We start from the raw sequence: 23,280 nt of genomic DNA on the forward strand, positions 1-23,280 counted from the left end.
TGATTCTCTCCTAACGATATATAAAACAATCTATCTCTCCATCTTATGATAGATGGTTATTTTTAATAGTTATCATTTCTCCAATTGGTTTTTCACTTTGTATACGTAAGCTAATACTTCAGCAACCGCTTTAAAAAACTCTTCAGGTATACTCTCGCCAATATCAACTTGATCATAAAGACCTCTAGCAAGCGGTCTATTCTCTACCATGATTACTTTATGTTCATTAGCGATTAATTTTATTTTTTGGGCGACATGGTCGACCCCTTTAGCTGTAAGAATTGGTGCGTCTGCTTTAGACTCATCATACTTCAAACAGATAGCATAGTGAGTAGGATTGGTAATGATGACATCTGCTTTTGGCACTTCTTGCATCATTCTTCTTGTCGCCATCTCCCTCTGCCTTTGTTTAATTTTTGATTTAATTAAAGGGTCTCCCTCAGAATTTTTATGTTCATCTTTTATATCTTGCTTTGACATCCGTAAATTCTTTTCATAATCATATTTTTGGTATAAATAATCTAATATTGCTAGAACCAATAATGCTAACGAAGCAAATATCCCCATTTGAATGGTTAAATCTATGACTGTTTTCATTGCAGCCCCTATTGTTTTTTGCGAAAGAATGAGAATCTCGTCAATTCTTAACCATAAAATAGAAAAAACAACGACGCCAATTATACTAATTTTAAGAATCGATTTTAACATTTCAACAATGGCGCGGAGGGAAAAAATTCTCTTGAAGCCTTTAATCGGGTCTAACTTCTCAAGCTTCGGTTCAACTGGTTTTGTCGTAAATAACACGCCAACTTGAATATAATTAACAATGATTCCTGCGATCAGGGCAACAACCATAATTGGACCAACAATCATCACCAGTTCTTTTAAGACATCCAATAAAATCTTAAAAACGGATGCTTCCGTTACATCGAGTAATAAATATTCATTAAAAGAATGCTCAAGCATTGTGATGATGGAAGTTTGCAGAAAATCTGCGGCAAAGAAGAAGAAAGTAAAAACAGCTAGTAACATAATAGCGGTAGTTACATCTTGGCTCTTTGCAACTTGCCCCTTCTTACGACTGTCTTGTTTCTTTTTCGGTGTTGCTTTCTCTGTCTTTTCCCCAGCAAAAAGTTGTAAATCGAGTGTGAGAAACATTTTTTATGCCCCTCCCATCAAGTTCATCATGCCTCGTAAAAAATACAACATTTCTTCAAACAGTTTTGATACAACTAACATCATCACACCCATCACAATAAATAAAATGATGTAGCTAACACCTATTTTCAACGGTAACCCGACAACAAAGACGTTTAGCTGTGGGAAAGTTCGAGCGAGAATCCCTAATGCAACATCGACAAGAAATAAACAGCTGACAACGGGAATAGCCATTTGAAAGGCAATAACAAACATTCTACTAAAAGCTTTCACCATGTATTCAGCCATACTAGCATCTCCAAATGCAATCCACGGTTGATCGAGTGGCACATATTGATAGCTATAGAAGATACCGTCTAATAATAAATGATGACCATTGACCGATAATAGAAATAGAAGTGAGATAATGTATAAATATTGACCCGTAAGCGGACTTTGTGCACCAGTTTGTGGATCGATGACATTCGCCAAGGCAAAACCCATTTGAAAGTCGATAAAGCCACCTGCTGTTTGAATCGCCGATAATAATAAATAAGCAAGAAAGCCGATAAACAATCCAACCAATGCTTCTTTAAGAATTAGGAAAATATACATATTGTCTATTTCGAGTAATGGTAAATCAAGTGTAAATACCATAATCCAGGCAATAAAAAAACCAAGCCCTACTTTCATTGTATTTGGAACATTCCTATATGAAAAAATCGGCATCATTACAAAAAAGGAGGTAATTCTTACAAATACTAATAGGAAACTTGGAAAATAGTTGAATAATTCTTCCATAATAACTTTAACCTATATACCTTGTTAAATTAGAAAGAATATCATTTGTATAGCTAACCATATAATTTAACATCCATGGCCCAAAGACGACTATTCCAACTAATACAGCGACAATTTTAGGAACAAATGCTAGCGTCTGTTCTTGGATTTGTGTTGTTGCTTGAAAGATACTTACAATTAAGCCGACCACTAAAGCAAGTAATAATAATGGTCCGCATACAATTAGTACCGCCATTATCCCCTGCTCTGCAATTGAAATTACGGTTTCCGAAGTCATTTCCCTAACATTCCCTTACTTAAAAACTTTGTAGTAGTGATTTCACTACTAAATACCAACCATCAACTAATACGAACAATAAAATCTTAAAAGGTAATGAGATCATTACAGGTGGAAGCATCATCATTCCCATCGACATTAATACACTTGCCACGACCATATCAATCACTAGAAATGGAATAAAAATCATAAAACCAATTTGGAAGGCTGTTTTAATTTCACTAATAGCAAATGCCGGCACTAGTGCTGTTAATGGAATCTCCTCGATAGAAGTAGGCTTTTCAGCTCCTGAATAATCTAGAAATAACTGTAGATCCTTTTCTCTCGTATGAGCACTCATAAACTCTTTAAAGGGAAGGGAAGCTCGATCATATGCTTCCTCTAGATCAATTTCTTCATTGAAAAGGGGTGATAATGCTTGTTCATTAACCTCATGAAAAGTAGGCGCCATCACAAAAAAAGTTAAAAATAAGGCAAGTCCAATTATCACTTGATTGGGAGGCATAGATTGAGTAGCTAATGCCGTCCTAACGAAGGAGAGAACAATCACGATACGCGTAAAGCATGTCATTAATATTAAAATACTTGGCGCTAAGGAAAGTACAGTTAACATTAGTAACAGTTTAATAGATGTTGAAATATTATCAGGTGAACTGTTATTAAATATCTCCATTACTTCATTCATGTTCGTGATTACCTTTCTTCTTCACCTTATCAAGTTGATCGGAACGTGTTTTTTTCATATCTGCCAGTTGTTTACTAAGAATATCTTGGAAAGATTGGTTCTTAACTTGTTCACTTTCCGACTTCTTCATTATCTTGAAAGGTTGAGTAAGAAACTGTCTTGCTGGCAACGACTGCTCACCTTGTTCTTCATAATGTTTTAATAAAGTCTCCCGCTCTTCTTTATCAGCGACCTCACTGATGAGTTGTACATTTTCACCAACGCCTAGTATATACACTTTTTCACCTATTTTGACGACTTGCACCGAGCGGTTTTGACCTAAGGCAGTCCCCCCGAGGTGATTAACGACATTGGTTGATTTATAAGAGCGGCTTTTTTTATTAACGAACTTTAACAATCCATATAACAACGCTACAACAAACACTGTAGCAAAAATCATCTTAATAAAATCCCAAGCACTTAAACCGACATCGGTAGTGTCTGCTGTAATTTCTTCTGAGTCTATATCTTGTTCAACCTCATTGGTCTCTGCGGATTTCTCCTCATCATTCACCATTTCTTCTACACTTCTAGATTCAGCTGACGCAGTCACAATGAGTAACTGCGTCAAAAATAAGCAGGAAATGGTTAGTAGACATATTCTTCCTATTACTTGTTTATACATGTTCATTACATCTCACTTCTTACGGCTTATTGATTCAATGTTTTTGAAATCGCCTCGATAACCCTATCTGCTTGAAATGGTTTAACAATAAAATCTTTCGCACCTGCTTGAATCGCATCGATTACCATCGCCTGCTGCCCCATAGCAGAACACATAATAATCTTAGCTTGACTATTAATTTTTTTGATTTCCTTTAATGCGGTGATCCCGTCCATTTCCGGCATGGTAATATCCATTGTAACTAAGTCTGGCATTGTTTCTTTGTACTTTTCCACGGCTTGTACACCATCTGCTGCCTCACCTACAACCTCAAAACCATTTTTCACCAATATATCCTTAATCATCATTCTCATAAAAGCTGCATCATCGACAATTAATATTTTTTGAGACATTTTCTCTTCCTCCTTGATTACCTTAACTTTTTAAGACGATCTTGTTGACTGATTATTGAAGTGACCCTTACACCGAAGTTTTCATCTATTACAACCACTTCACCTTTGGCTATTAATCTACTATTTATTAATATATCTACTGGTTCGCCAGCCAATTTGTCTAATTCAATAATTGACCCTTGTGTCATATCTAAAATTTCTCTTACAGACCTTTTGGTACGTCCTAGTTCGACTGTTAGCTGCAATGGTATATCTAAGAGCATATCCAAATTATTCGTTTGCTTTTCAGCTGGTTGTTGAGAACCAAAATCTAAAAAGTTGGCCGGTTGAATCTGCGCCTGTTCCGTTTGTTTTCGCATGGACTCAGTGGGTTGTTGATAATAATTAGGCTGACTATATGTATCACCGTTTTCAGTGGCGCTATGAGACATATCACTCATTGATAAAGATGGGCGTCTCTCTTGCATCTGTGAAATCTCTTGCGGTTGTACATCATTTACTTCTTGCTCCTCAATTTCCTTGTCACTTTGTTCTTCAGCTGTAGTTTGTAATAACTCCTTCACTAAACTTTTTGCAAAGTGATAAGGTAATACTTGCATAATATGAGAATCAATTAATTGACCAATGATAATACGAAAAGAGATTTTCACTAGAGGATCTTCCCTAGGGATGGTTTCTGCTCCTTCACCTGTTGTTAAATTAAGTAAATCAATTGTCGGAGGAGATATATCCACCCTCTTTCCAAAAATAGTGGACATTGAAGTAGCAGCCGAACCCATCATTTGATTCATTGCTTCTTGCACCGCACTTAAATGAATATCTCCCATGTCTGCTGATGGTTGACTTCCATCGCCACCAAGCATCAAATCTGCAATGATCGATGCATCATGTTGATTAATGACGAGAATATTCGTTCCCTTGAAGCCCTCTGTATAATTCACCTTAATAGCAACATAAGGATGTGGGAATTCTTCAATTAATTTGTCATATTCGATAACAGAAACAGAAGGGGTCGTTATTTCTACCTTCTGATTTAATAATGTAGACAAAGCTGTCGTCGAACTACCAAAGGAAATATTTCCTATTTCTCCAAGAGCATCTTGTTCAATAAGAGTTAATTCTTGCCCTTTGTCTTGCTCTTCTGGAACAGAACGAAAAAATGTTTCATTCTCGTCTCCCGTTCCTTTTAATAATGCATCAATTTCATCTTGTGAAAGCATATCATTACTCATATTCTTCTTCTCCTTTCACAAAATCCAAAATTTGTACAGCCATTTTTTTATGGACTTTCCCAGGTTGTCCTGTGAATTTTGGAATTTCGCCAACTTTAATCTGCATCGGTTCGTGAATGCCTTGATCCAACTCAATCACATCACCAATTGATAAATCTAAGAAATCTTCAATACTAATATCCGTCGATCCTAATTCACATACAACGGGAATACTGGCCATCTCAATATTCTTTGTTAATCGTTCTATCTCTTCAGGCTCTCTGTTTTTCACATCTGATTCAATCCAATATCTTACTGATAATTTCGGCATAATGGCCTCTAATGCCACATGCGGGATACAAATGTTAATCATGCCACTCGCCTCACCTATTGTGGCATTGAGAGAAATCACGACAACTGTTTCATTAGGTGAAACCATCTGCAAGAATTGAGGATTGACTTCAAAATCTGCATAACTGGGCTCGATGTCTATTACATTACTCCAAGCCTCTTTCAAGAGAAGGAAAGCTTTCGAAAACGTATTAGACATAATTTTTGTTTCTATTTCTGTTAGGTTTTCTACTTTATTTAAGCTAGACCCTTTCCCACCCATCATGCGATCCATTAATGCGTATGCGATATTCGGATTAACTTCGATCAATAGTTTCCCATCAAGTGGTGGAACATCGAAAACATTAAGAATTGTCATTTTAGGAATAGAGCTAATAAACTCTTCATACGGAATTTGATCTGTAGATGTCACTGAAATTTGCACATAAGTTCTTAATTGTGCTGAAAAGTACGTTGTTAATAACCGAGCAAAATTTTCATGAATCCTTGTTATGCTTCTAATTTGATCTTTAGAGAACCTAAGAGCACGTTTAAAATCATATGTTTTAATTTTGCGCTCACTCTGTTCCTTTTTCAGTTGATCAGCGTCCATTTCTCCAGTTGAAAGGGCTGATAAAAGCGCATCTATTTCACTTTGCGATAAAACTTCTCCTGGCAAAAAAGTCACCTCCATATCTTTGAAATAAACTCTTATTTTTAAAAGATGAGTAATCTGACAGCAATTATGTTATTGGAGGATTGATTCAGTAATATAGATTTTTTCAATTTTGCCCGTTTCCATCAGGTCATTTATTTTTTCAGTTAAACTTTTCTGTAATAATAGTTGACCCTCTTTACCTCTTAAATCATCTGCTTGCATTTCTGATAACTCTTGAATCATTAAATTCTTTACTTGGAAATCTCTTTTCTCTAACTCTTCTTTCGCCTTTTTACTCTCCACTTGAATAGTAAAAGATATCCGAATATAATCGTCACTTGCTAGATTTGTCGTAATCTCGTCAATAGAAACAGTACGTTCAAGAATATCATCAATAGAAGACTCATTTGCATCCTTAGCAATTACATCCGTAAAGTAAAATAACGAACCACTAATTACCAGTAACAATGCCAGAATTCCAACGATGAGCCATTTTTTATTCATCTTCACCGTTCTCCTCCCACATAGAATGAGCTTTGATCATACCAACAGCCTGGTAGAACTGCTGAATACTTTTCACTACTTCTAATTCATTTTCCTTCACCACATACTTTTTACCATTGGTAAGTGTGATTGTCGTATCAGGAAACGATTCGACTGTTTCGATATAAAATGCATTTAACATAAACGATTGACCATTTAATCTCGATAATTTTATCAATTTATTGTAATAGGCAAACCCAAGCTTACCTAAACCTCCCCTTTTTAACGTTTCAAGTTAACGAGCTCTTGAAGAATCTCATCAGATGTCGTAATAATTCTTGTATTTGCTTGAAAGCCTCTTTGTGCAGTAATCATTTCAGTAAATTCTTCTGATAAATCGACATTAGACATTTCAAGTGATCCTGCTGCTAAGCTGCCTCTTCCATCACCTGCCACACCAATATTAGCCACCCCTGAGTTGGCAGAAGCTTGATAAAGGTTATTACCTGCTTTTGTTAACCCTGAGCTATTGCTAAATTTGGCTAAAGCAATCGTTCCAAGAATTTCAATCAGTCCATTTGAATAGACACCATTAATTTCACCAGAAGCACCTATATTGAAGCTTTCCAGTTTCCCTTCCGTATAACCATCAGGGAATACATTCGCATTTGATGCTCCTTCTACTTGTGTAAGTGCAGAAAAATCAAGATTAACTAATAATTGACTTTCATCTTCACCCGTTGCCATATTATCTGTTACACCGGAAGGAACTGGTATTCTAATGCCTTCTTTTAAAGCATCAGCACCAATGATTTGTCCATTTGCATCAAAACTTAATGTAAGATTATCTTCAGGTTGCGATGGTGGGGTTACCTCAAAAGTCCAGGAACCAGTTTCTTTCACATTTGATACATCAATTTGTAAGCCATGGGCGGATAATACGCCATTCTCTACAGCAGAAGCATTTACAGTGACATCACCATCAGGAGTTGAAATAGTATATACATCGCTTTCCAATGCCACAGTCCATGTCCCTGATCCTGTCCCCTTGTAACCCTCAGGATTTTTCACGCTAATATTACCAGCTTCTTCATTTGAACTTGTGATCGTGCCAACAGAAGATGGTTTTGGTTCTTCATTAAAAAAGACACCCCAGCTATTATCGCCCATCTTTTTAAAGTAAACCGTTGACGCATGGGCATTGCCATTACTATCAATTGTTTTTATTTGTTGATTGAATACCGTTCCAATATTCGCATCTTTTGCTAGATTTCCTTGCACTGTGATTGATTCTGTTGTCACTGAAGGTAGGGTGGCATTCACATTTACAACTACATCACCTAATACACCGTTATTATTATATGCCTGTACCTTTAAACCCTCACTATTCACTAGACTGCCATCATCATCCAAATAAAAATTACCTGCACGCGTATAATACTGTGCGCCACCTTGCTGAACGATAAAATAACCGTCTCCCTCAATACCTAAATCCAATGCTCTACCGGTTGTTTGCATACTCGATCCAGAGTGAATAACATCGATAGTAGCCAAAGTCGACCCTAGCCCAACTTGTGTTGCATTTCGCCCTCCACGTAATTCTGTCGGTGAAGATGGACCGGCTACCATTTGATTCATTGCATCTTTAAATGTAACTCTACTTTTCTTAAAACCGGCTGTATTAACATTGGCGATATTATTACCAATTACATCTAATTTTGTTTGAAAATTCTTCATTCCACTAATCCCTGAATACATTGAGCGTAACATTGCAATTCCTCCTTTAAATCATTACATCTATCATTTTTCTTTTATTCAATTTTCGTAATTTGCTGTGGTGTAATTAATTTTTCAGACCCTGAAATATGAAAATAGGTTTGTCCATCTTTAAAGGATACTGACTCTACTTTAGCTATTTGATTTTCGCCTTGATCATCCTGATAAGTAATTTCTTTGCCGATTAATAAACTAGATTGTACTAATGTATTCTCATCAATCGTTGGCTGATTTAGTTCAGAAATATTACTTGGTGATAATTGCGTGCCATCTTCAAGAATAAATGTGACAGTAGAATCTTTAAACTGTATGGAAGCAACCTTTCCAGTCCCTTGCTCCACTTCCACATTATCCTCACTACTATTTAATTTATGCCAAGTAATCTCTTTACCTACAAAATGAGAATAAGATAGTAATTGGTTCTGCTCTTGAATGTTGATCATTTCTTCCATACTTGTTGTCAAATTAGTCATTTGTTCTAAAGAAGAAAACTGAGCCATTTGTGATATGAATTCTTTATCATCCATCGGGCTTGTTGGGTCTTGATTTTGAAGTTGAACCATTAATAATTTCAAGAAATCATCTTTGCCTAATGTATTGCTATTATTTTTATTCGTTGTTTGTGATTGTGATAGCAATAAAGAAGAATCAATACTGTTTGTCATAAAACGTACCACCTAAACCTTTAGATTTAATAATTCTGCTTCTAATTCATCGAAAAAAGAGATCGTATCTGTGTCTTGTTCATTTTTTTCATTATGACCATGACCATTTTGGTTCGATTGGTTCTTCTCTCTTTGATTGAACGATTCCTCTGCTTGCTTTTGTTCTAGTGAAGTTTGATAAATTTCGATCTTATCGACATTGATATTTTGTGTATGAAATGCTTGTCTGAGAGATTGTGCGCTAGATTCAAATGCCTCTTTGGCTGCATGTGTACTCGCAATAATTCTAGCAATCATCATTTGATCTTTTTGGACAATTTCTATCTTTAATGTGCCTAAATGTTCTGGTGTGAGTTGTATGCTCAGTTTCTGTATCCCATTCACAGTGGTAAATTTCGCACGAGATAAGATATTCTCAAACTGTTTTATTTGTTGTTCTGCAGGAATTGGTTTACCATTTTGTAAAATAGGTAACTGCAAAGTATCGTTTTTAGTGGTAGCAACCGGATTTGCAGAAAGTTGCACAGACTTTATATCCGGATTTTGATCCTCTATTCGTTTACTCATAGTTGCTTGTATATCTACTTCTGCTTCCATTTGCTTTTGCTCACCATTTATTAACGTCATGCTTTGTGGTAAGTCTTTCATCAACTGTTGTGTTGAAAGTTTTGTCCCTTGGCCTTTTAACGAAATGGATTGAGGTATCTGTATTACCGCTTCTTTTTCTAGTATTTTCACGATGTCGCCTATGAGATCAGCTAATTGTTGTTGACTAAATGGCGATGGTTCCGTTTGTTGATTCATCATTTGCACAAGCTTTAACATTTGAAAGACGGCTTTATTTTGAGTGATGAGGTCAGTTGTTTGTGTCTGCGTCCGTCCACCTTCTACAGCTGAAATGAACTTTGATAGAAAATGCTCTCTAGCTTCTGTCGTATGTAAACCTTCAGCCATATCAGCTTGCTTTGTCAACAATGCTTGGATATGAGCAAAGACCAGTTCCATTTGTTCTTCTTCCATGTTTAATAACTGACTAGCCCGTTCTACAACAAGCGTTTCATCTCGTAAATCGATGTACATAAACGCTTGCCATTCTTCCGGCAAATCATCCCACTCTACTACCTCGAGAAGAGATAGCAAATCATCTTGATTTGTAACTGTATCTTTCGTGTCGCCGCTATTAGGAGTGACTGTGTCCTCAGTTGATACAACACTTCCTAAAAACTGAGCAAAATCGCCTTTACCTATCTTGTCATTAGCTGGTTCTGCTTTAGTAGATTGATAATTATGACTTATCGGTAACAGTGACATGAGTTCCATGAAACATCTCCCTCTTTATTCAGCGGCTTGCTCATCGTCATCTGTGGTAGAAGTATTTTCTACAGACGCTGTTACCAGGCTTGTAAATGAAGCAGCCTTTGTTGGTTCCATTTTTGCCAATATTTCAGCAAGTACTTCAGGTTTTACCTCTGCCAGGATTCGCACCGCTTCTTCTTCATTCATATTAGATAAAATAGGCGCAGCTTTTTTAGCCGCCATTTCTTCATAAGTTTTAATAATGTCACTAAACGCCCGTTTATTCTCTTCTTTCATTAAAACTAATTCGTCTACCCTATTCTCTAATCGTGTTTTTTCTTGGCTTGCTTTATTTAATTCATTGTCTTTACTTTCTACTTGATTTTGCAATTGCTCAATTCTTGCCTCACGGTCATTTACTTCTGCCTCTAGTTCAATCAGTCTATTTTCCATTGTTTGCATCATTTCTGTTTGATCTTCTTCAAAAAGGCTAGATAGAACAGGAATATTTTGACTATACTTTTTCGTCACTTCAAAAATGTTATATCCACTAACCGTTAGGATTAATAATCCAATTGCGATAAGGCCAATTAAAGTGGTGGCAATGATCATAAATATTTTAATAACCGGTCTAGACTTTTTCTCTTTGTGACTTTCCATCTTATCACCTAAAGTTCTTTATGGATAAATTGCTGGATTGAAATATCATCCATTTCAATATTTTCTAATCTCTTCATTTCTGATAGGTATTGCATCTTCTTCTTATTTTTCATGACTTCATATTTCTTAAACTCTGTCATTTTTTCTGCAAGCTTTTCTTGATAATAGTACATTTGTGTACGGGCATTCATTACTCTTTTTTGATAATGGTCTATTGTCTTTTCTAAATTCGAAATAAACTGTTGCTGATAACGCATTTCCACTACTTGTAATCCACTAACTAGTCTTTCAGATTGCATTTGATCTAGATTTTCTTTTTTCTTAAGCAATTCATATAGCTTGGTCGCAGCTTCTTCAAAACGTCTCGTCGCTTGATTATAAATATCCAAAGCTTCATCTTTTTCTCGTTCTTTTACATGCATAATTTTCTCGAACTTATATTTAAAAGACATCTGTTACTGTGCTCCTTCTCCAACTAGCGTAAATAGTTGTTCAATTCCAGCTTCAATCGTCACTTTTTCATCCGTTTGTTGCTTAAGAAAATTTAAAATTTGTGGATATAAAGTAATCGCTCGATCTATTTCTTGTGAAGAGCCTTTTTTATATGCCCCGATATTAATTAAATCCTCTGATTGCCTATAAGTACTAAGTGATTCTCTTAAGCTCTCAGCTGCTTTCATATGCTTTTTACTACTAATTTGATTCATTACACGACTTATGCTTTTTAGTACATCTACAGCAGGATATTGTCCCTTATTAGCAAGTTCCCTATCTAACACATAATGACCGTCCAATATACCTCTCACTGTATCTGCAATCGGTTCATTCATATCATCACCATCAACGAGCACTGTATAAAAAGCAGTGATAGACCCCTCTTTGGAGGTGCCAGTTCTCTCTAGCAGTTTAGGTAAAACTGAAAAAACTGATGGCGTATACCCTTTTGTTGTTGGCGGTTCGCCAATTGCTAAACCTATTTCCCTTTGCGCCATCGCTACTCGAGTAACAGAGTCCATTAGCATCATCACGTTCATGCCTTTGCTCCGAAAGTATTCAGCAATGGCTGTCGCTGTATAGGCGCCTTTTATTCTCATTAATGGCGGTTGATCAGAAGTAGCTACTATGACAATTGAACGCTTTAATCCTTCAGGGCCAAGATCTCTCTCGATAAACTCACGGACTTCCCTTCCTCTTTCACCAATTAAAGCGATAACATTAATGTCTGCTTTTGTATTTCTGGCAATCATTCCGAGTAGGGTGCTTTTACCAACCCCACTACCCGCAAAAATTCCGACTCTTTGGCCATTACCAACTGTTAGTAAACTATCAATCAACCGAACGCCTACCTCAATAGGTTCGCTAATAGGTGGTCTCAATAGAGGATTCGGGGGGTCTTGTTCTGTTGGCACCTCTCTTAATCCTTTTGGAAGTTGAGACCCGTCTAATGGTTTTCCCAGGGAATCAAGGACATTTCCTACAAGGGAAGTCCCAACTTTAATTTCTAACGGTTTGCCTGTTGTTTCTACTAAGCTCCCCGGTGATATATCAGTAACCGTTGTATAGGGCATCAGAATAATATTCTCATCTTTAAAGCCGACCACTTCTGCACGTATTTTCCTACTCTTCTTACTTTGGACATGAATATAGCAAACATCACCAATCGAACTAACCGGCCCTTGAGATTCAATCATTAGGCCAACAACTCTCTTGACTCTTCCGTATTTTTTGAAACTATCTACAACATGAATTTCCTCTAATAACTTATCCAAGTTCATGATGGGTCTCCAACCATTCTGACAGTTTTTCTTTGATCTCATCTATTTGACTCTTACATGTGGCATCAATTCGCCCATTATCTGAGTCAATCACACAATCTACTACAGAAAGTTCTTCATCAGGAAGGATATACAGGCCAGCTTCAACTGGTAACATTGCCTTTAGTTCATCCTTATAGCTTAATAACTCTATATATTTATCAGGATGAACAATTAGTTTAATGTTTTTGTAATGCTTTGCTTCTTTTAATGCGTTTTTTACATATGATTGATAGTGCTCAATATGATGAGTTAATTCCGTTGCAATGATTTTCTCTGCTACTTTCATACTAATCATTAATATCGCTCGGTCTGCTGACTGAATCGTTTCTTCATAATCAGTTTTTGCTGCATTAATCATCTCTTTTGCTTCTGCTAACCTAGAGGTATAAGTGTTTAATCCATCTTCCTTACCCTTACTCATCCCGGCGAGATAACCTTTCTCATATGCGTCTTTACGTGCCGCCTCTTGTTCTTCTTTTGCCTTTTCCTTTTCTTCTTGAACAGTTTGATATATGCGATCAGCTTGCTCATTTGCTGAATGGATAATTTCCTCCGCCTTCTTCTCTGCCTCACTAATCACCTGATCATAATAGTCAGATAGCTGCGGAGATGGATGATCCTCTGATTGTTTAAACATCGGCCGGATAGAGATTGTTATTTTCTCCTCTTCACTTAAGTAATCGTGAGAGGAATGTTTAAATAACCTAGACAATAATATCATCCCCTCCGCCTCTTGCGACGATGATCTCCCCAGCTTCTTCCAGTCTACGTACAATTGCGACAATTCTTGATTGCGCTTCTTCGACTTCTCGAAGTCGAACTGGTCCTAAAAATTCCATTTCCTCTTTAAATGTATCAACAGTACGCTGTGACATATTTTTATAAATAATCTCTTTTACTTCTTCACTAGACACTTTCAAAGAAAGCATGAGATCTTCACTTGCACAATCTCTTATCACTCGTTGAATCGCTTTATTATCAAGCGTAACAATATCCTCAAATACAAACATTCTTTTCTTTATTTCTTCAGCTAAATCTGGATCCTGAATTTCTAACGCATCAAGAATCGTACGCTCAGTTGAGCGATCCACTCCATTGAGCACTTCTACTACAGACTCAACTCCACCAGTTTGCGTATAATCTTGCGTAACAGTAGCGGACAGCTTTCTTTCTAAAATCTGTTCAACCTCATTAATAATTTCAGGAGAAGTGCCATCCATCACTGCGATTCTTCTAGCAATATCAGCTTGCGTATTTTGAGGTAATTCCGACAGTATTTGCCCAGCCTGCTGTGGCTCTAAATAGGAAAGAATTAACGCAATGGTTTGCGGATGTTCATTCTGAATAAAATTCAATATTTGTGTTGGGTCAGCTTTTCTGGCAAAATCGAATGGTCTCACTTGAAGCGAGGAAGTTAAACGATTGATTATCGCTGTTGCTTGCTCGTTTCCTAATGCCTTTTCGAGCACTGTCTTTGCGTATCCGATACCACCTTGAGCAATGTAATCTTGAGCAAGCGCGATTTGATGAAATTCATCTAGCACTTCTTCTTTTGCCTCATTGTCTACTTTTCTTACACCGGATATTTCTAAAGTCAACTTTTCAATTTCTTCTTCACTTAAATGTTTATAGACATTAGAAGCAATATCTGGACCTAAAGATATTAATAAAATGGCTGCTTTTTGCCGTCCTGAAAGATTTTTCTTCTCCCTTTTCACGCTTGACTGGCCTCCTAATCTTCCGTAATCCATGTTCTTAGGAGCTTGGCAAAGTCTTCCGGTTTCTCTTTAGCTAGCTTCTCTAATTGCTTGATTCGGATGCTTGCCTCTGTTTCCTTTACCTGATGTACATCGGGTAAAGAATCATTTAATTGCTCTTCCACTTCATACTCTACAATCTCTTCTTCTTTCTCTTTTTTATTACGTAAAAATAACCATAGCAATAATATAATCACTAATAATAATAATCCGACAACCAAATAGATCCACCAAGGAATCGTTGCTGTTTCTTCATTTGGAAATTCAACTTTTCCATTGAACTCTTGCACGGAGACAGCAATTTTATTTTGTAGCTCTTCATCAGTTAACGTTTCATTCAATGTGTCTTTATCGATGGATGTACGGATGATGGTTGATAAGATTTGCGTAATATCATTAATCCGATCTTGTGGCAATGAATTTGGATTATTCGCATCAGGTGGTTCCACCATTACTTGAATGCCCAAATCCCTTACCTTATATGGACTTTCAACGATTTCTTTTCTTATTCTGTTTACTTCATTATTAATTGTTTCTTCTATTTTTTCATAATCGCCGTTACTATTTGAACCTTCAACATAAGAAGAGCCAAGTGCATCTGCACCATCTTCACTTTGTGGGATGCCCCCTTCTGTATCTCCATTACCTGTGAAGGTTTCTGTTAGTTTTTGCGCACTAATGGCTATGCCTGCCATATTCTCTTCATCTACTGGTTCGACAAGATTTTCTTCTCTATTCTCTTGTGTAAAATCGACATCTGCTGTAACAGATACCACTACTTTTTCTTGACCCATTAATGTAGCTAGCATCGTTTGTACTTGACGTTGGATATCCTTTTCGATTTCTTTTTTAATTTCATGTTGTACGGCAAATTGAGAACCTGTCGAAAAATCTTCGCTATTTTTTAAATCGTAGTACTCAAAGTTTTGATTAGTTATGACGATATTATCAGTAGGTAAATTAGGTACACTTTTAGACACTAGATGATAGAGCGCTTGGATTTGTTGATTTTCAAATTTATAGCCTGGATCCGTGTTTAACACGATAGACGCTGATGCTTGTTCCTCTGTTTCATTTAAAAACACACCCGATTCAGGCATGTTTATCATAACTTTAGCGTTGTTAATACCGTCAATACCTTTCATTAACTCTGCTAATTCAGACTGCATCGCATCAAGCTTCATCACATCAAATTCATTTTCCGTCATGCCGATTCCAGCATTTTGACTAAAAAATGAATAATCAATATTACCACTATCTGGAATACCCTCCGCAGCTAGCTCTACCATTAGGCTATCTACTTGTTCTTCTGGTACTTTAATAGCTGTACCACCTTCAACGATTTCTGACTTAATCCCCTTAGCATCTAAATTTTCCTTTATACTGCCTGTTTCTGAGGGTGTCAGGTTACTATATAGTGGAACTAAGGTGGTTCTGGACGAAAGAAAAACAATCATACTAATACCAATGATTAATAATAACGGAGCACCGATAATTAGAGCCTTTTGCCCCTTTGTTTTCGCATCCCAGAATGTTTTCACCTTTGTACCATATGCTTGCAAAGAATCTTTCATCTAAAAATCCCCCGATGGTCCTTGGTTAGTCATCAGACGAGAATACGCGTTTTACACTTGCATTCTCATCATCTCTTGATATGCTTCAACTGCTTTGTTACGAACTTCTAGTGTTAAAGACATCGATACACTCGCTTTTTGCGCGGTGATCATTACGTCATGGAGGTCAACATCCTGACCCGTAGCAAGTTTTGTCGTCATTTCATCCGATGATATTTGACTTTCATTTACACTATCAATTGCATTTTTCAAAGCCGAAGCAAAGCTATTATGCGCATCACTTGGTGTAACCTCTCTTACGTTTTGATCATTATTCGGACTATTTGTATGTACGACGGGAGAAAAGCTATTAATATTCATCTCTTAGTCTCCTTCTTATTTACCAATTTCCAATGCCTTCAATAGCATATTCTTATTTGCATTAAATACAGTGACGTTTGCTTCATATGAACGTGTTGCACTCATCAAATCTACCATCTCTCTTAATGGGTCCACATTTGGCATTTCTACATACCCTTCTTCGTTAGCATCAGGATGAGATGGCTGATAGACGAGTTCAAAAGGCGTTTCATCTTCAACAATTCTCGTTACCTTTACACCATTACCCGTTTGACTTTTTTCATTTATTGCCGTTTGTAAAAATGATGAAAAGCCGTTATCTTTCGGTTGAAGCACGACAGATTTTCTTCTATAAGGATCTTCTCCAGTCACGCTACGAGTAGAATCAGCATTGGCCATATTTGAAGAGATGACATCCATCCTTAACCTTTGCGCTGTCAGTGCTGAAGCTGTTGTATCCAAACTACGAAAGATAGTCATCGATTATCTGCCTCCCTTAATTACGTTTTCAAGTCCATTAAATTTACTGCTCATGCGATCAACCAATGCATTGTATTGAATTTGATTTGCTGCAAGCTCTGACATTTCTTGATCCATATCTACACTATTACCACTTTCGTTATACGTTACATTTTTCTTCGTAAAAACTGTGGTACCTAAATTAGATGGCGTAATATCAAAATGCCTTTCATCCGTTTTATATGTATTCACGTTAGATATCGCGGATTTAAATGCAGATTTAAAACTTACATCTTTCGCTTTATATCCTGGGGTGTCAACATTCGCGATATTTTGCGAGATCACCTTTTGTTTTGTCGATGTTTGTTGAATTGCGTTTTCAATAATCGACATGGATTGTGAGAAGACTTTCACAAACTTCACCTCGTTTTTTCCAAAATTCTCTCCAATTAGCACTTACTAAACATTTCATCTATCATCATTGTAAAGAATATGAAATAATAAGTCCATGACCTAGAACGTATTTTTAATAATTCTTTTGTCCTATTTTCGACATTTTCCTCACTAGGTAAAAATACGCTCTATTTTTCTGCACTATTTATAAATACTATTAAATATCGGTTTAATCCAACTTTTATATTTTTTCTATTATAGGTATAATGAACTATAAGTGAGTATTTTTTGAAAAAATAGGTGTAAAGTTCTACTTCATTCGTTATTACTATATTATTTCGTTCGTAATAAAGTTGTAATATTAGAAAATTTGACATCATAAAAATAACACGGTAACGCACAACTGCGTCTCCGTGTTATTTTAAAGGGTCTTTAATTTACATCTTAGTTAGATTTTAATTTTTCTAATTCGAAAAGGAATTTATCGTTCAATACTTTAATATAAGTACCTTTCATTCCTAATGATCTTGATTCAATTACGCCAGCACTTTCTAATTTTCTAAGTGCATTAACGATAACAGAACGAGTGATTCCTACTCTATCGGCAATCTTTGAAGCAACTAATAAGCCTTCTTTTCCGTCCAACTCTTCAAAGATATGTTCAATTGCTTCTAGCTCACTGTAAGATAAAGAGCTAATTGCCATTTGTACAACTGCTTTACTTCTAGCTTCTTCTTCAATTTCTTCTGCTTTTTCACGAAGAATTTCCATACCAACTACAGTAGCACCGTATTCAGCTAAAACTAAATCATCATCTTCAAAAGCATCTTCCACTCTTGCAAGAATAAGTGTACCTAAACGTTCTCCTCCACCAATAATAGGAACAATTGTCGTTAATCCAGCGCCAAATAACTCCTTGTTTTCAATAGGGAATGCAGTATATTCACTATTCACATCTAGATTAGATGATGTCTCTTGAATGTTAAATAAGTTTTTAGTGTACTCTTCTGGGAACTGACGATCTTCTAGCATTTTCTTCATGCGCTCATTTTCGATTTGTTGGTTCGCAGCATATCCTAATAGTTTACCTCTACGGCTTACGACGTAGATATTTGCTTCGATAACAACACTTAAAGTTTCTGCCATTTCTTTAAAGTTAACTGGCTTACCAGCAGCCTTTTGCAGCATTGCATTAATTGTTCTTGATTTTTTTAATAAATTCATTGATTTTTCCTCCTATAACTTTGGAACATTATTTCAATCCCTTGAATGTTTCATTACTTTATTTTTTTGCTAAGATTTGCTTGATTAGGAGTACAATGAAATTTCATCAAATAAGGATTATAAAATAAATTGACTTAAATCTTTATTCTTAGAAATTTCCCCGAGCTTTTCTTCTACATATTGTGGCGTAATCACAATTTTCTCCAATGTTACCTCAGGCGCTTCAAACGAAAGGTCCTCAAGCATTTTTTCCATAATCGTCTGCAATCGTCTTGCTCCAATATTATCGGTATTTTGATTTACATCATAAGCAAATTCTGCAATCCTACGTATAGCATCGTCAGAAAATTCAATTTGTATACCTTCTGTTTCCAATAATGCTTGATATTGTTTGATTAAGGCATTATCAGGCTCAACTAATATTTTCACAAAATCATCCACAGTTAATTTTGTCAATTCGACTCTAATCGGGAAACGCCCTTGTAATTCAGGTATTAGATCAGACGGTTTAGCGGTATGGAATGCCCCAGCTGCAATGAATAATACATGATCAGTTTTAACTGTCCCGTATTTCGTTACAACAGTTGACCCTTCGACGACAGGAAGAATATCCCTTTGCACACCCTCTCGGGAAACATCCGCTGAGGAACCTCCTGAATTTTTACTTGCGATTTTATCAATTTCATCGATAAAAATCATACCAGATTGTTCTGCTCTATAGATGGCTTCAGAACCTACTTCATCCATATCAATAAGCTTTTGTGCTTCTTCGTTCGTTAACACTTTTCTAGCTTCGCTTACTGTAAGTTTTCGCTTCTTCTTTTTCTTTGGCATTAATCCACCAAGTGCATCTTGCATATTCATCCCCATTTGTTCCATACCCGAACCTTGGAGCATATCAAACATAGACGGTTGCTGCTCTTCTATTTCAACAGTGATGATTTCATCTTCTAGCTCTAAATTTTCAAGCTTTGTTTTAACTACTTTACGCTTTTGCTGAATTGATTGATCATCTTGTTGCTCTTGATCGCTCTCTTGTTGATCATTCCCACCACCAAAAAACATTTCTAAAGGGTTCTTATAATTGGCGGACTTTTTATTACTAGGTACGAGCAATTCGACAATTCGGCGATTAGCATTTTTCTCTGCTATTTCTTGCACACTTGCTACCTTTTCTTCTTTCACAAGTCGTACAGATGTCTCAACTAAATCTCTAACCATAGATTCTACATCTCTACCCACATAACCAACTTCAGTGAATTTCGTCGCCTCAACTTTAACAAATGGAGCACCAACTAATTTCGCAATCCTTCTTGCAATCTCAGTTTTACCTACTCCTGTTGGTCCAATCATTAAAATATTCTTAGGACTTACTTCATCACGAAGCTCTTCATGTAGTAGGCTTCTACGATATCTATTTCTTAATGCAACTGCTACAGCTTTCTTGGCATTTTTTTGACCGATTATGAACTGGTCTAGTCTTTCGACAATTTGACGGGGTGTTAAACTTGTCATTTTAACCATTTTAGCACTCCTTTGTTTTACAGTTCTTCCACAACAATATTGTGGTTAGTATATACACAAATTTCTGCAGCCATTTCAAGCGAAGCTTTTGCAATTTCCCGAGCTGTTAAATGTTCACCTGCAAATCTCTTTAAAGAGCGACCTGCTGCTAATGCATAGTTACCACCTGAACCGATTGCTAGCACACCATCGTCAGGTTCAATGACTTCACCTGTTCCTGATACGAGCAATAAACCGTCTTTATTCATAACAATTAGAAGCGCTTCAAGTTTCCGCAGAACTTTATCACTTCTCCACTCCTTAGCAAGCTCCACAGCCGCTCTCTGCAAATTACCATTGTATTCTTCAAGCTTACCTTCGAACTTCTCGAATAAAGTAAATGCGTCGGCAACAGACCCCGCAAATCCGGCAATCACTTTGCCATTTGCTAGCTTTCTTACTTTTCTTGCAGTATGCTTCATGACAACCGACTCACCAAATGTAACCTGTCCATCTCCAGCCATTGCATATTCGCCATTATGTTGTACTGCAAAAATTGTTGTTGCATGAAATTGTGACATGTTTATTCCTCCTTTTGGAGTATGTTAATAATCCACTATAGACTATATATGAGTATGACTTTTCGTTTATCCATCATATAGTTAAACTTCTTTAAAATCTATGCTCTAGGATGATACTGATTATATGTCTTTTTCAAGTAATCAGGTGTAACATGTGTGTAAATTTGCGTTGATGAAAGAAAAGCATGACCTAAAAGCTCTTGAACTGTTCTCATATCAGCCCCATTTGACATTAAATGTGTAGCAAATGAATGCCTAATCTTATGGGGATGGATGCCACCTTCTAGAGACGACTTTTCAATCAATTTATTTAATATACCTCTTATACCGCGGTCAGTTAGTGCGCCACCACGGTGGTTTAAAAATAAATGGTTGCTCTTCTCTTTTTGGAGTTTCAAACGCCCATCATGACAATATTTAAAAAGAGCATCGTGAGCAAAACTTCCGAATGGTATGTATCGATCTTTTCTCCCTTTTCCATGAATAAGGATAACGGAAATATCCATATCAATATCACCCAGTTGTATAGAAGCACATTCAGCTACCCTTATGCCTGTTGCATACATCACTTCTAAAATCGCCAAATTTCTTTGTCCAAGTGCTGTATCAACTTCTACACTATTAAAGAGCTGTTCCATCTCTTCTTCATAAAAAAACTGCGGTAGTCTTTTGTCTCCTTTTGGGATGGATGTTAATTGGAAAGGATTATCGTTAACTATACCTTCTCGTACCAATAACTTAAAAAAGCTTCTTAAGCAGGAAATTTTACGAGCAATTGTCTTTCGAGCTAAACCATCTTGATAAAGTTTTGTGAGAAATAATCGAACATCCATATATTCGACATCATTTAACTTTTTCAAACCTTGTTCAGCCATGAACATAAAAAATCCTTTTATATCCGTCTGATAATGCTCAATTGTATATTGTGAATAATTCTTTTCAATTTGTAAATATTCGATAAATAACTTTAAAGAAATGTTCACATTTTCGCTCATTTTTTGTACTCACCTCACAAGGGCTTCATCATACTATCATATTTAAGCGACCCATGCAAGAAAATTTACATATTTTTCACAAAGTTCTGAATTGTTTCTAATGCTCGGTTAGCATGTTGTTCATTTCTCTCCTGTTTACCTTTAATCCTTTTTTCCAACTCTGGGAATAAACCGAAATTCGCATTCATTGGTTGGAAATTCTTTGGATTGGCGTTTGCAATATATCTTGCCATACTTCCAATAGCGGTCTCAATCGGAAACTCTAATGCTTCTTGCCCTTCCACAAGACGGGCAGCATTTATTCCAGCAATTAACCCACTAGCTGCTGATTCAACATATCCCTCTACGCCAGTCATTTGCCCAGCAAAGAATAAAGATTCTCTATTCTTGAATTGATAAGTTGATTTAAGCACTTTAGGAGAATTAATAAATGTATTTCTATGCATGACACCGTATCTTACAATTTCAGCATTTTCTAAGCCTGGTATTAAACGAAGCACCTCTTTTTGTGGTCCCCATTTTAGATGCGTTTGGAATCCAACAATATTATAAAGGGTACCTGCTGCGTCATCTTGACGTAATTGAACAACAGCATATGGTCTCTTCCCTGTTTTAGGATCCTCTAAACCAACGGGTTTCATCGGTCCAAAAAGCATTGTTTTCTTTCCACGAGATGCCATAACTTCGATCGGCATACAACCTTCAAAGAAGATTTCTTTCTCAAACTCTTTTAACGGCACAGTTTCAGCATTAATTAACGCTTCGTAAAAAACATTGAACTCTTCCTCGTTCATCGGACAGTTTAAATAGGCTGCTTCTCCTTTATCGTATCGAGACTTCAAATAGACTTTATCCATATTAATGGAATCTTTTTCGATAATAGGTGCCGCTGCATCATAGAAATAAAGATAATCTTCCCCAGACAGATCACGTAATTTATCAGAAAGTCCTTCACTTGTTAATGGACCTGTTGCAATAACAGTAATCCCTTCAGGAATCTCCGTCACTTCCTCATTTATCACTGTCACATTTGGATGATTCTTTACAGCTTCAGTAACCCTAGCAGCGAAGTCATGACGATCAACAGCTAACGCCCCACCCGCTGGAACTGCACTTTCATCCGCTGAAGAAATAATTACAGAATCTAGTCGTCTCATTTCTTCTTTTAAAACACCTACAGCATTCGTTAGATTATTCGCTCTTAAAGAATTACTACAAACCAATTCAGCAAATTTATCTGTATGATGAGCTGCTGTTTGTCTAACCGGTCTCATTTCATATAAGCGCACCTGAATGCCTCGTTTAGCAATTTGCCAAGCGGCTTCACTTCCAGCTAACCCGGCCCCAACTACGTTTACTACCTTTTCAGTCATTAGTTAATTCTCCTTACTTATTATGAAATTATTTATATCATTCATTTAATTGTTCGTTTTAACTAAATCACAAACGAGTATAATCTTTTAATCCCAAATTGCATTGTACAATATTACAAAAAAATTTGAAAGCATAAAGTATTTTTTTAATTGTTATCCGTCGTACAACACCATTTGTCCACCCATCGTGTAATTTTACCGTTATTAACAGGATGCATGATGATATTTTT

Annotated in this window: 27 protein-coding genes; all 27 read right to left on the reverse strand. The window is 36.4% G+C overall.

Annotated features, from left to right (window positions below):
• Positions 1 to 72: 72 nt before the first annotated feature.
• Positions 73 to 1,158, reverse strand: coding sequence for a flagellar biosynthesis protein FlhB (gene flhB / locus H9655_RS06685; RefSeq protein ID WP_191812202.1), 1,086 nt, complete (start codon positions 1,156 to 1,158; stop codon positions 73 to 75).
• Positions 1,159 to 1,161: 3 nt separating this feature from the next.
• Positions 1,162 to 1,938: a flagellar biosynthetic protein FliR gene (gene fliR, locus H9655_RS06690; protein WP_191812205.1), complete on the reverse strand. Its 777-nt coding sequence runs from the start codon at positions 1,936 to 1,938 to the stop codon at positions 1,162 to 1,164.
• 7 nt (positions 1,939 to 1,945) lie between these two features.
• Positions 1,946 to 2,215 carry a flagellar biosynthesis protein FliQ gene (gene fliQ / locus H9655_RS06695; RefSeq protein ID WP_191812207.1) on the reverse strand — a complete coding sequence of 90 codons (270 nt, stop codon included), beginning with the start codon at positions 2,213 to 2,215 and terminating at the stop codon, positions 1,946 to 1,948.
• Positions 2,216 to 2,234: 19 nt separating this feature from the next.
• Complete coding sequence (gene fliP / locus H9655_RS06700; RefSeq protein WP_095369518.1) at positions 2,235 to 2,900, reverse strand: flagellar type III secretion system pore protein FliP; 666 nt, start codon at positions 2,898 to 2,900, stop codon at positions 2,235 to 2,237.
• Entirely contained in the window at positions 2,893 to 3,510 is a 618-nt protein-coding gene (locus tag H9655_RS06705; protein WP_225230470.1) for a flagellar biosynthetic protein FliO, read from the reverse strand. Before H9655_RS06705 ends, fliP begins: the two co-directional genes overlap by 8 nt.
• Positions 3,511 to 3,590: 80 nt before the next feature.
• Positions 3,591 to 3,956 carry a response regulator gene (locus H9655_RS06710; protein WP_191812211.1) on the reverse strand — a complete coding sequence of 122 codons (366 nt, stop codon included), beginning with the start codon at positions 3,954 to 3,956 and terminating at the stop codon, positions 3,591 to 3,593.
• 17 nt (positions 3,957 to 3,973) lie between these two features.
• Positions 3,974 to 5,188: a flagellar motor switch phosphatase FliY gene (fliY, locus tag H9655_RS06715; RefSeq protein WP_191812213.1), complete on the reverse strand. Its 1,215-nt coding sequence runs from the start codon at positions 5,186 to 5,188 to the stop codon at positions 3,974 to 3,976.
• A complete protein-coding gene (fliM, locus tag H9655_RS06720; protein WP_191812215.1) occupies positions 5,181 to 6,176 on the reverse strand; it encodes a flagellar motor switch protein FliM in 996 nt (331 codons plus the stop codon). The genes fliY and fliM overlap by 8 nt, the downstream gene beginning before the upstream one ends.
• Before the next feature lie 69 nt (positions 6,177 to 6,245).
• Positions 6,246 to 6,659 (reverse strand): flagellar basal body-associated protein FliL, encoded by a 414-nt coding sequence (fliL, locus tag H9655_RS06725; protein ID WP_191812217.1) that lies wholly within the window; start codon positions 6,657 to 6,659, stop codon positions 6,246 to 6,248.
• Entirely contained in the window at positions 6,652 to 6,876 is a 225-nt protein-coding gene (locus tag H9655_RS06730; protein ID WP_191812219.1) for a flagellar FlbD family protein, read from the reverse strand. Before H9655_RS06730 ends, fliL begins: the two co-directional genes overlap by 8 nt.
• Before the next feature lie 44 nt (positions 6,877 to 6,920).
• On the reverse strand, positions 6,921 to 8,408 hold the full coding sequence (locus H9655_RS06735; RefSeq protein WP_191812221.1) for a flagellar hook protein FlgE: 1,488 nt from the start codon (positions 8,406 to 8,408) through the stop codon (positions 6,921 to 6,923).
• A 41-nt stretch (positions 8,409 to 8,449) separates the two neighbouring features.
• The gene (gene flgD / locus H9655_RS06740; RefSeq protein WP_191812224.1) at positions 8,450 to 9,079 is read right to left on the reverse strand and encodes a flagellar hook assembly protein FlgD; all 630 of its coding nucleotides are present in this window, start codon (positions 9,077 to 9,079) and stop codon (positions 8,450 to 8,452) included.
• Positions 9,080 to 9,091: 12 nt separating this feature from the next.
• On the reverse strand, positions 9,092 to 10,399 hold the full coding sequence (locus H9655_RS06745; RefSeq protein ID WP_191812226.1) for a flagellar hook-length control protein FliK: 1,308 nt from the start codon (positions 10,397 to 10,399) through the stop codon (positions 9,092 to 9,094).
• A 15-nt stretch (positions 10,400 to 10,414) separates the two neighbouring features.
• The gene (locus tag H9655_RS06750; RefSeq protein WP_191812228.1) at positions 10,415 to 11,035 is read right to left on the reverse strand and encodes a MotE family protein; all 621 of its coding nucleotides are present in this window, start codon (positions 11,033 to 11,035) and stop codon (positions 10,415 to 10,417) included.
• Positions 11,036 to 11,043: 8 nt separating this feature from the next.
• A complete protein-coding gene (gene fliJ / locus H9655_RS06755; protein ID WP_191812230.1) occupies positions 11,044 to 11,487 on the reverse strand; it encodes a flagellar export protein FliJ in 444 nt (147 codons plus the stop codon).
• Positions 11,488 to 11,490: 3 nt separating this feature from the next.
• Positions 11,491 to 12,810 (reverse strand): flagellar protein export ATPase FliI, encoded by a 1,320-nt coding sequence (fliI, locus tag H9655_RS06760; RefSeq protein ID WP_191812232.1) that lies wholly within the window; start codon positions 12,808 to 12,810, stop codon positions 11,491 to 11,493.
• Positions 12,797 to 13,564 (reverse strand): flagellar assembly protein FliH, encoded by a 768-nt coding sequence (gene fliH, locus H9655_RS06765; protein WP_191812235.1) that lies wholly within the window; start codon positions 13,562 to 13,564, stop codon positions 12,797 to 12,799. Before fliH ends, fliI begins: the two co-directional genes overlap by 14 nt.
• Entirely contained in the window at positions 13,557 to 14,570 is a 1,014-nt protein-coding gene (gene fliG, locus H9655_RS06770; protein ID WP_318245454.1) for a flagellar motor switch protein FliG, read from the reverse strand. Before fliG ends, fliH begins: the two co-directional genes overlap by 8 nt.
• A 14-nt stretch (positions 14,571 to 14,584) precedes the next feature.
• A complete protein-coding gene (gene fliF, locus H9655_RS06775) occupies positions 14,585 to 16,183 on the reverse strand; it encodes a flagellar basal-body MS-ring/collar protein FliF (RefSeq protein WP_191812239.1) in 1,599 nt (532 codons plus the stop codon).
• A gap of 51 nt (positions 16,184 to 16,234) precedes the next feature.
• The gene (fliE, locus tag H9655_RS06780; RefSeq protein WP_191812241.1) at positions 16,235 to 16,543 is read right to left on the reverse strand and encodes a flagellar hook-basal body complex protein FliE; all 309 of its coding nucleotides are present in this window, start codon (positions 16,541 to 16,543) and stop codon (positions 16,235 to 16,237) included.
• A 15-nt stretch (positions 16,544 to 16,558) separates the two neighbouring features.
• A complete protein-coding gene (flgC, locus tag H9655_RS06785; RefSeq protein ID WP_191812244.1) occupies positions 16,559 to 17,002 on the reverse strand; it encodes a flagellar basal body rod protein FlgC in 444 nt (147 codons plus the stop codon).
• A gap of 3 nt (positions 17,003 to 17,005) precedes the next feature.
• The gene (flgB, locus tag H9655_RS06790; RefSeq protein WP_191812682.1) at positions 17,006 to 17,395 is read right to left on the reverse strand and encodes a flagellar basal body rod protein FlgB; all 390 of its coding nucleotides are present in this window, start codon (positions 17,393 to 17,395) and stop codon (positions 17,006 to 17,008) included.
• A gap of 423 nt (positions 17,396 to 17,818) precedes the next feature.
• A complete protein-coding gene (codY, locus tag H9655_RS06795; RefSeq protein ID WP_095369536.1) occupies positions 17,819 to 18,598 on the reverse strand; it encodes a GTP-sensing pleiotropic transcriptional regulator CodY in 780 nt (259 codons plus the stop codon).
• Positions 18,599 to 18,715: 117 nt separating this feature from the next.
• Positions 18,716 to 20,113, reverse strand: coding sequence for an HslU--HslV peptidase ATPase subunit (hslU, locus tag H9655_RS06800; protein WP_404826081.1), 1,398 nt, complete (start codon positions 20,111 to 20,113; stop codon positions 18,716 to 18,718).
• A 26-nt stretch (positions 20,114 to 20,139) separates the two neighbouring features.
• Positions 20,140 to 20,682, reverse strand: a complete 543-nt coding sequence (hslV, locus tag H9655_RS06805) for an ATP-dependent protease subunit HslV (RefSeq protein WP_191812249.1) — start codon at positions 20,680 to 20,682, stop codon at positions 20,140 to 20,142.
• A gap of 98 nt (positions 20,683 to 20,780) precedes the next feature.
• The gene (xerC, locus tag H9655_RS06810) at positions 20,781 to 21,677 is read right to left on the reverse strand and encodes a tyrosine recombinase XerC (protein ID WP_191812252.1); all 897 of its coding nucleotides are present in this window, start codon (positions 21,675 to 21,677) and stop codon (positions 20,781 to 20,783) included.
• Positions 21,678 to 21,742: 65 nt separating this feature from the next.
• Complete coding sequence (gene trmFO, locus H9655_RS06815; protein WP_191812254.1) at positions 21,743 to 23,050, reverse strand: FADH(2)-oxidizing methylenetetrahydrofolate--tRNA-(uracil(54)-C(5))-methyltransferase TrmFO; 1,308 nt, start codon at positions 23,048 to 23,050, stop codon at positions 21,743 to 21,745.
• Between the last annotated feature and the right edge of the window lie 230 nt (positions 23,051 to 23,280).

Origin of the sequence: Cytobacillus stercorigallinarum, assembly GCF_014836495.1 — a bacterium.
GTDB lineage: Bacteria > Bacillota > Bacilli > Bacillales > Cytobacillaceae > Cytobacillus > Cytobacillus stercorigallinarum.

Bases quoted from the DNA above. Each gene is read 5' to 3' on its own strand.
- flhB (WP_191812202.1), bottom strand. From the start codon at position 1,158: ATGTTTCTCACACTCGATTTACAACTTTTTGCTGGGGAAAAGACAGAG.
- fliR (WP_191812205.1), bottom strand. From the start codon at position 1,938: ATGGAAGAATTATTCAACTATTTTCCAAGTTTCCTATTAGTATTTGTA.
- fliQ (WP_191812207.1), bottom strand. From the start codon at position 2,215: ATGACTTCGGAAACCGTAATTTCAATTGCAGAGCAGGGGATAATGGCG.
- fliP (WP_095369518.1), bottom strand. From the start codon at position 2,900: ATGAATGAAGTAATGGAGATATTTAATAACAGTTCACCTGATAATATT.
- H9655_RS06710 (WP_191812211.1), bottom strand. From the start codon at position 3,956: ATGTCTCAAAAAATATTAATTGTCGATGATGCAGCTTTTATGAGAATG.
- fliY (WP_191812213.1), bottom strand. From the start codon at position 5,188: ATGAGTAATGATATGCTTTCACAAGATGAAATTGATGCATTATTAAAA.
- fliL (WP_191812217.1), bottom strand. From the start codon at position 6,659: ATGAATAAAAAATGGCTCATCGTTGGAATTCTGGCATTGTTACTGGTA.
- H9655_RS06735 (WP_191812221.1), bottom strand. From the start codon at position 8,408: ATGTTACGCTCAATGTATTCAGGGATTAGTGGAATGAAGAATTTTCAA.
- flgD (WP_191812224.1), bottom strand. From the start codon at position 9,079: ATGACAAACAGTATTGATTCTTCTTTATTGCTATCACAATCACAAACA.
- H9655_RS06745 (WP_191812226.1), bottom strand. From the start codon at position 10,399: ATGGAACTCATGTCACTGTTACCGATAAGTCATAATTATCAATCTACT.
- H9655_RS06750 (WP_191812228.1), bottom strand. From the start codon at position 11,035: ATGGAAAGTCACAAAGAGAAAAAGTCTAGACCGGTTATTAAAATATTT.
- fliJ (WP_191812230.1), bottom strand. From the start codon at position 11,487: ATGTCTTTTAAATATAAGTTCGAGAAAATTATGCATGTAAAAGAACGA.
- fliI (WP_191812232.1), bottom strand. From the start codon at position 12,810: ATGAACTTGGATAAGTTATTAGAGGAAATTCATGTTGTAGATAGTTTC.
- fliF (WP_191812239.1), bottom strand. From the start codon at position 16,183: ATGAAAGATTCTTTGCAAGCATATGGTACAAAGGTGAAAACATTCTGG.
- fliE (WP_191812241.1), bottom strand. From the start codon at position 16,543: ATGAATATTAATAGCTTTTCTCCCGTCGTACATACAAATAGTCCGAAT.
- flgC (WP_191812244.1), bottom strand. From the start codon at position 17,002: ATGACTATCTTTCGTAGTTTGGATACAACAGCTTCAGCACTGACAGCG.
- codY (WP_095369536.1), bottom strand. From the start codon at position 18,598: ATGAATTTATTAAAAAAATCAAGAACAATTAATGCAATGCTGCAAAAG.
- hslU (WP_404826081.1), bottom strand. From the start codon at position 20,113: ATGACAAGTTTAACACCCCGTCAAATTGTCGAAAGACTAGACCAGTTC.
- hslV (WP_191812249.1), bottom strand. From the start codon at position 20,682: ATGTCACAATTTCATGCAACAACAATTTTTGCAGTACAACATAATGGC.
- xerC (WP_191812252.1), bottom strand. From the start codon at position 21,677: ATGAGCGAAAATGTGAACATTTCTTTAAAGTTATTTATCGAATATTTA.
- trmFO (WP_191812254.1), bottom strand. From the start codon at position 23,050: ATGACTGAAAAGGTAGTAAACGTAGTTGGGGCCGGGTTAGCTGGAAGT.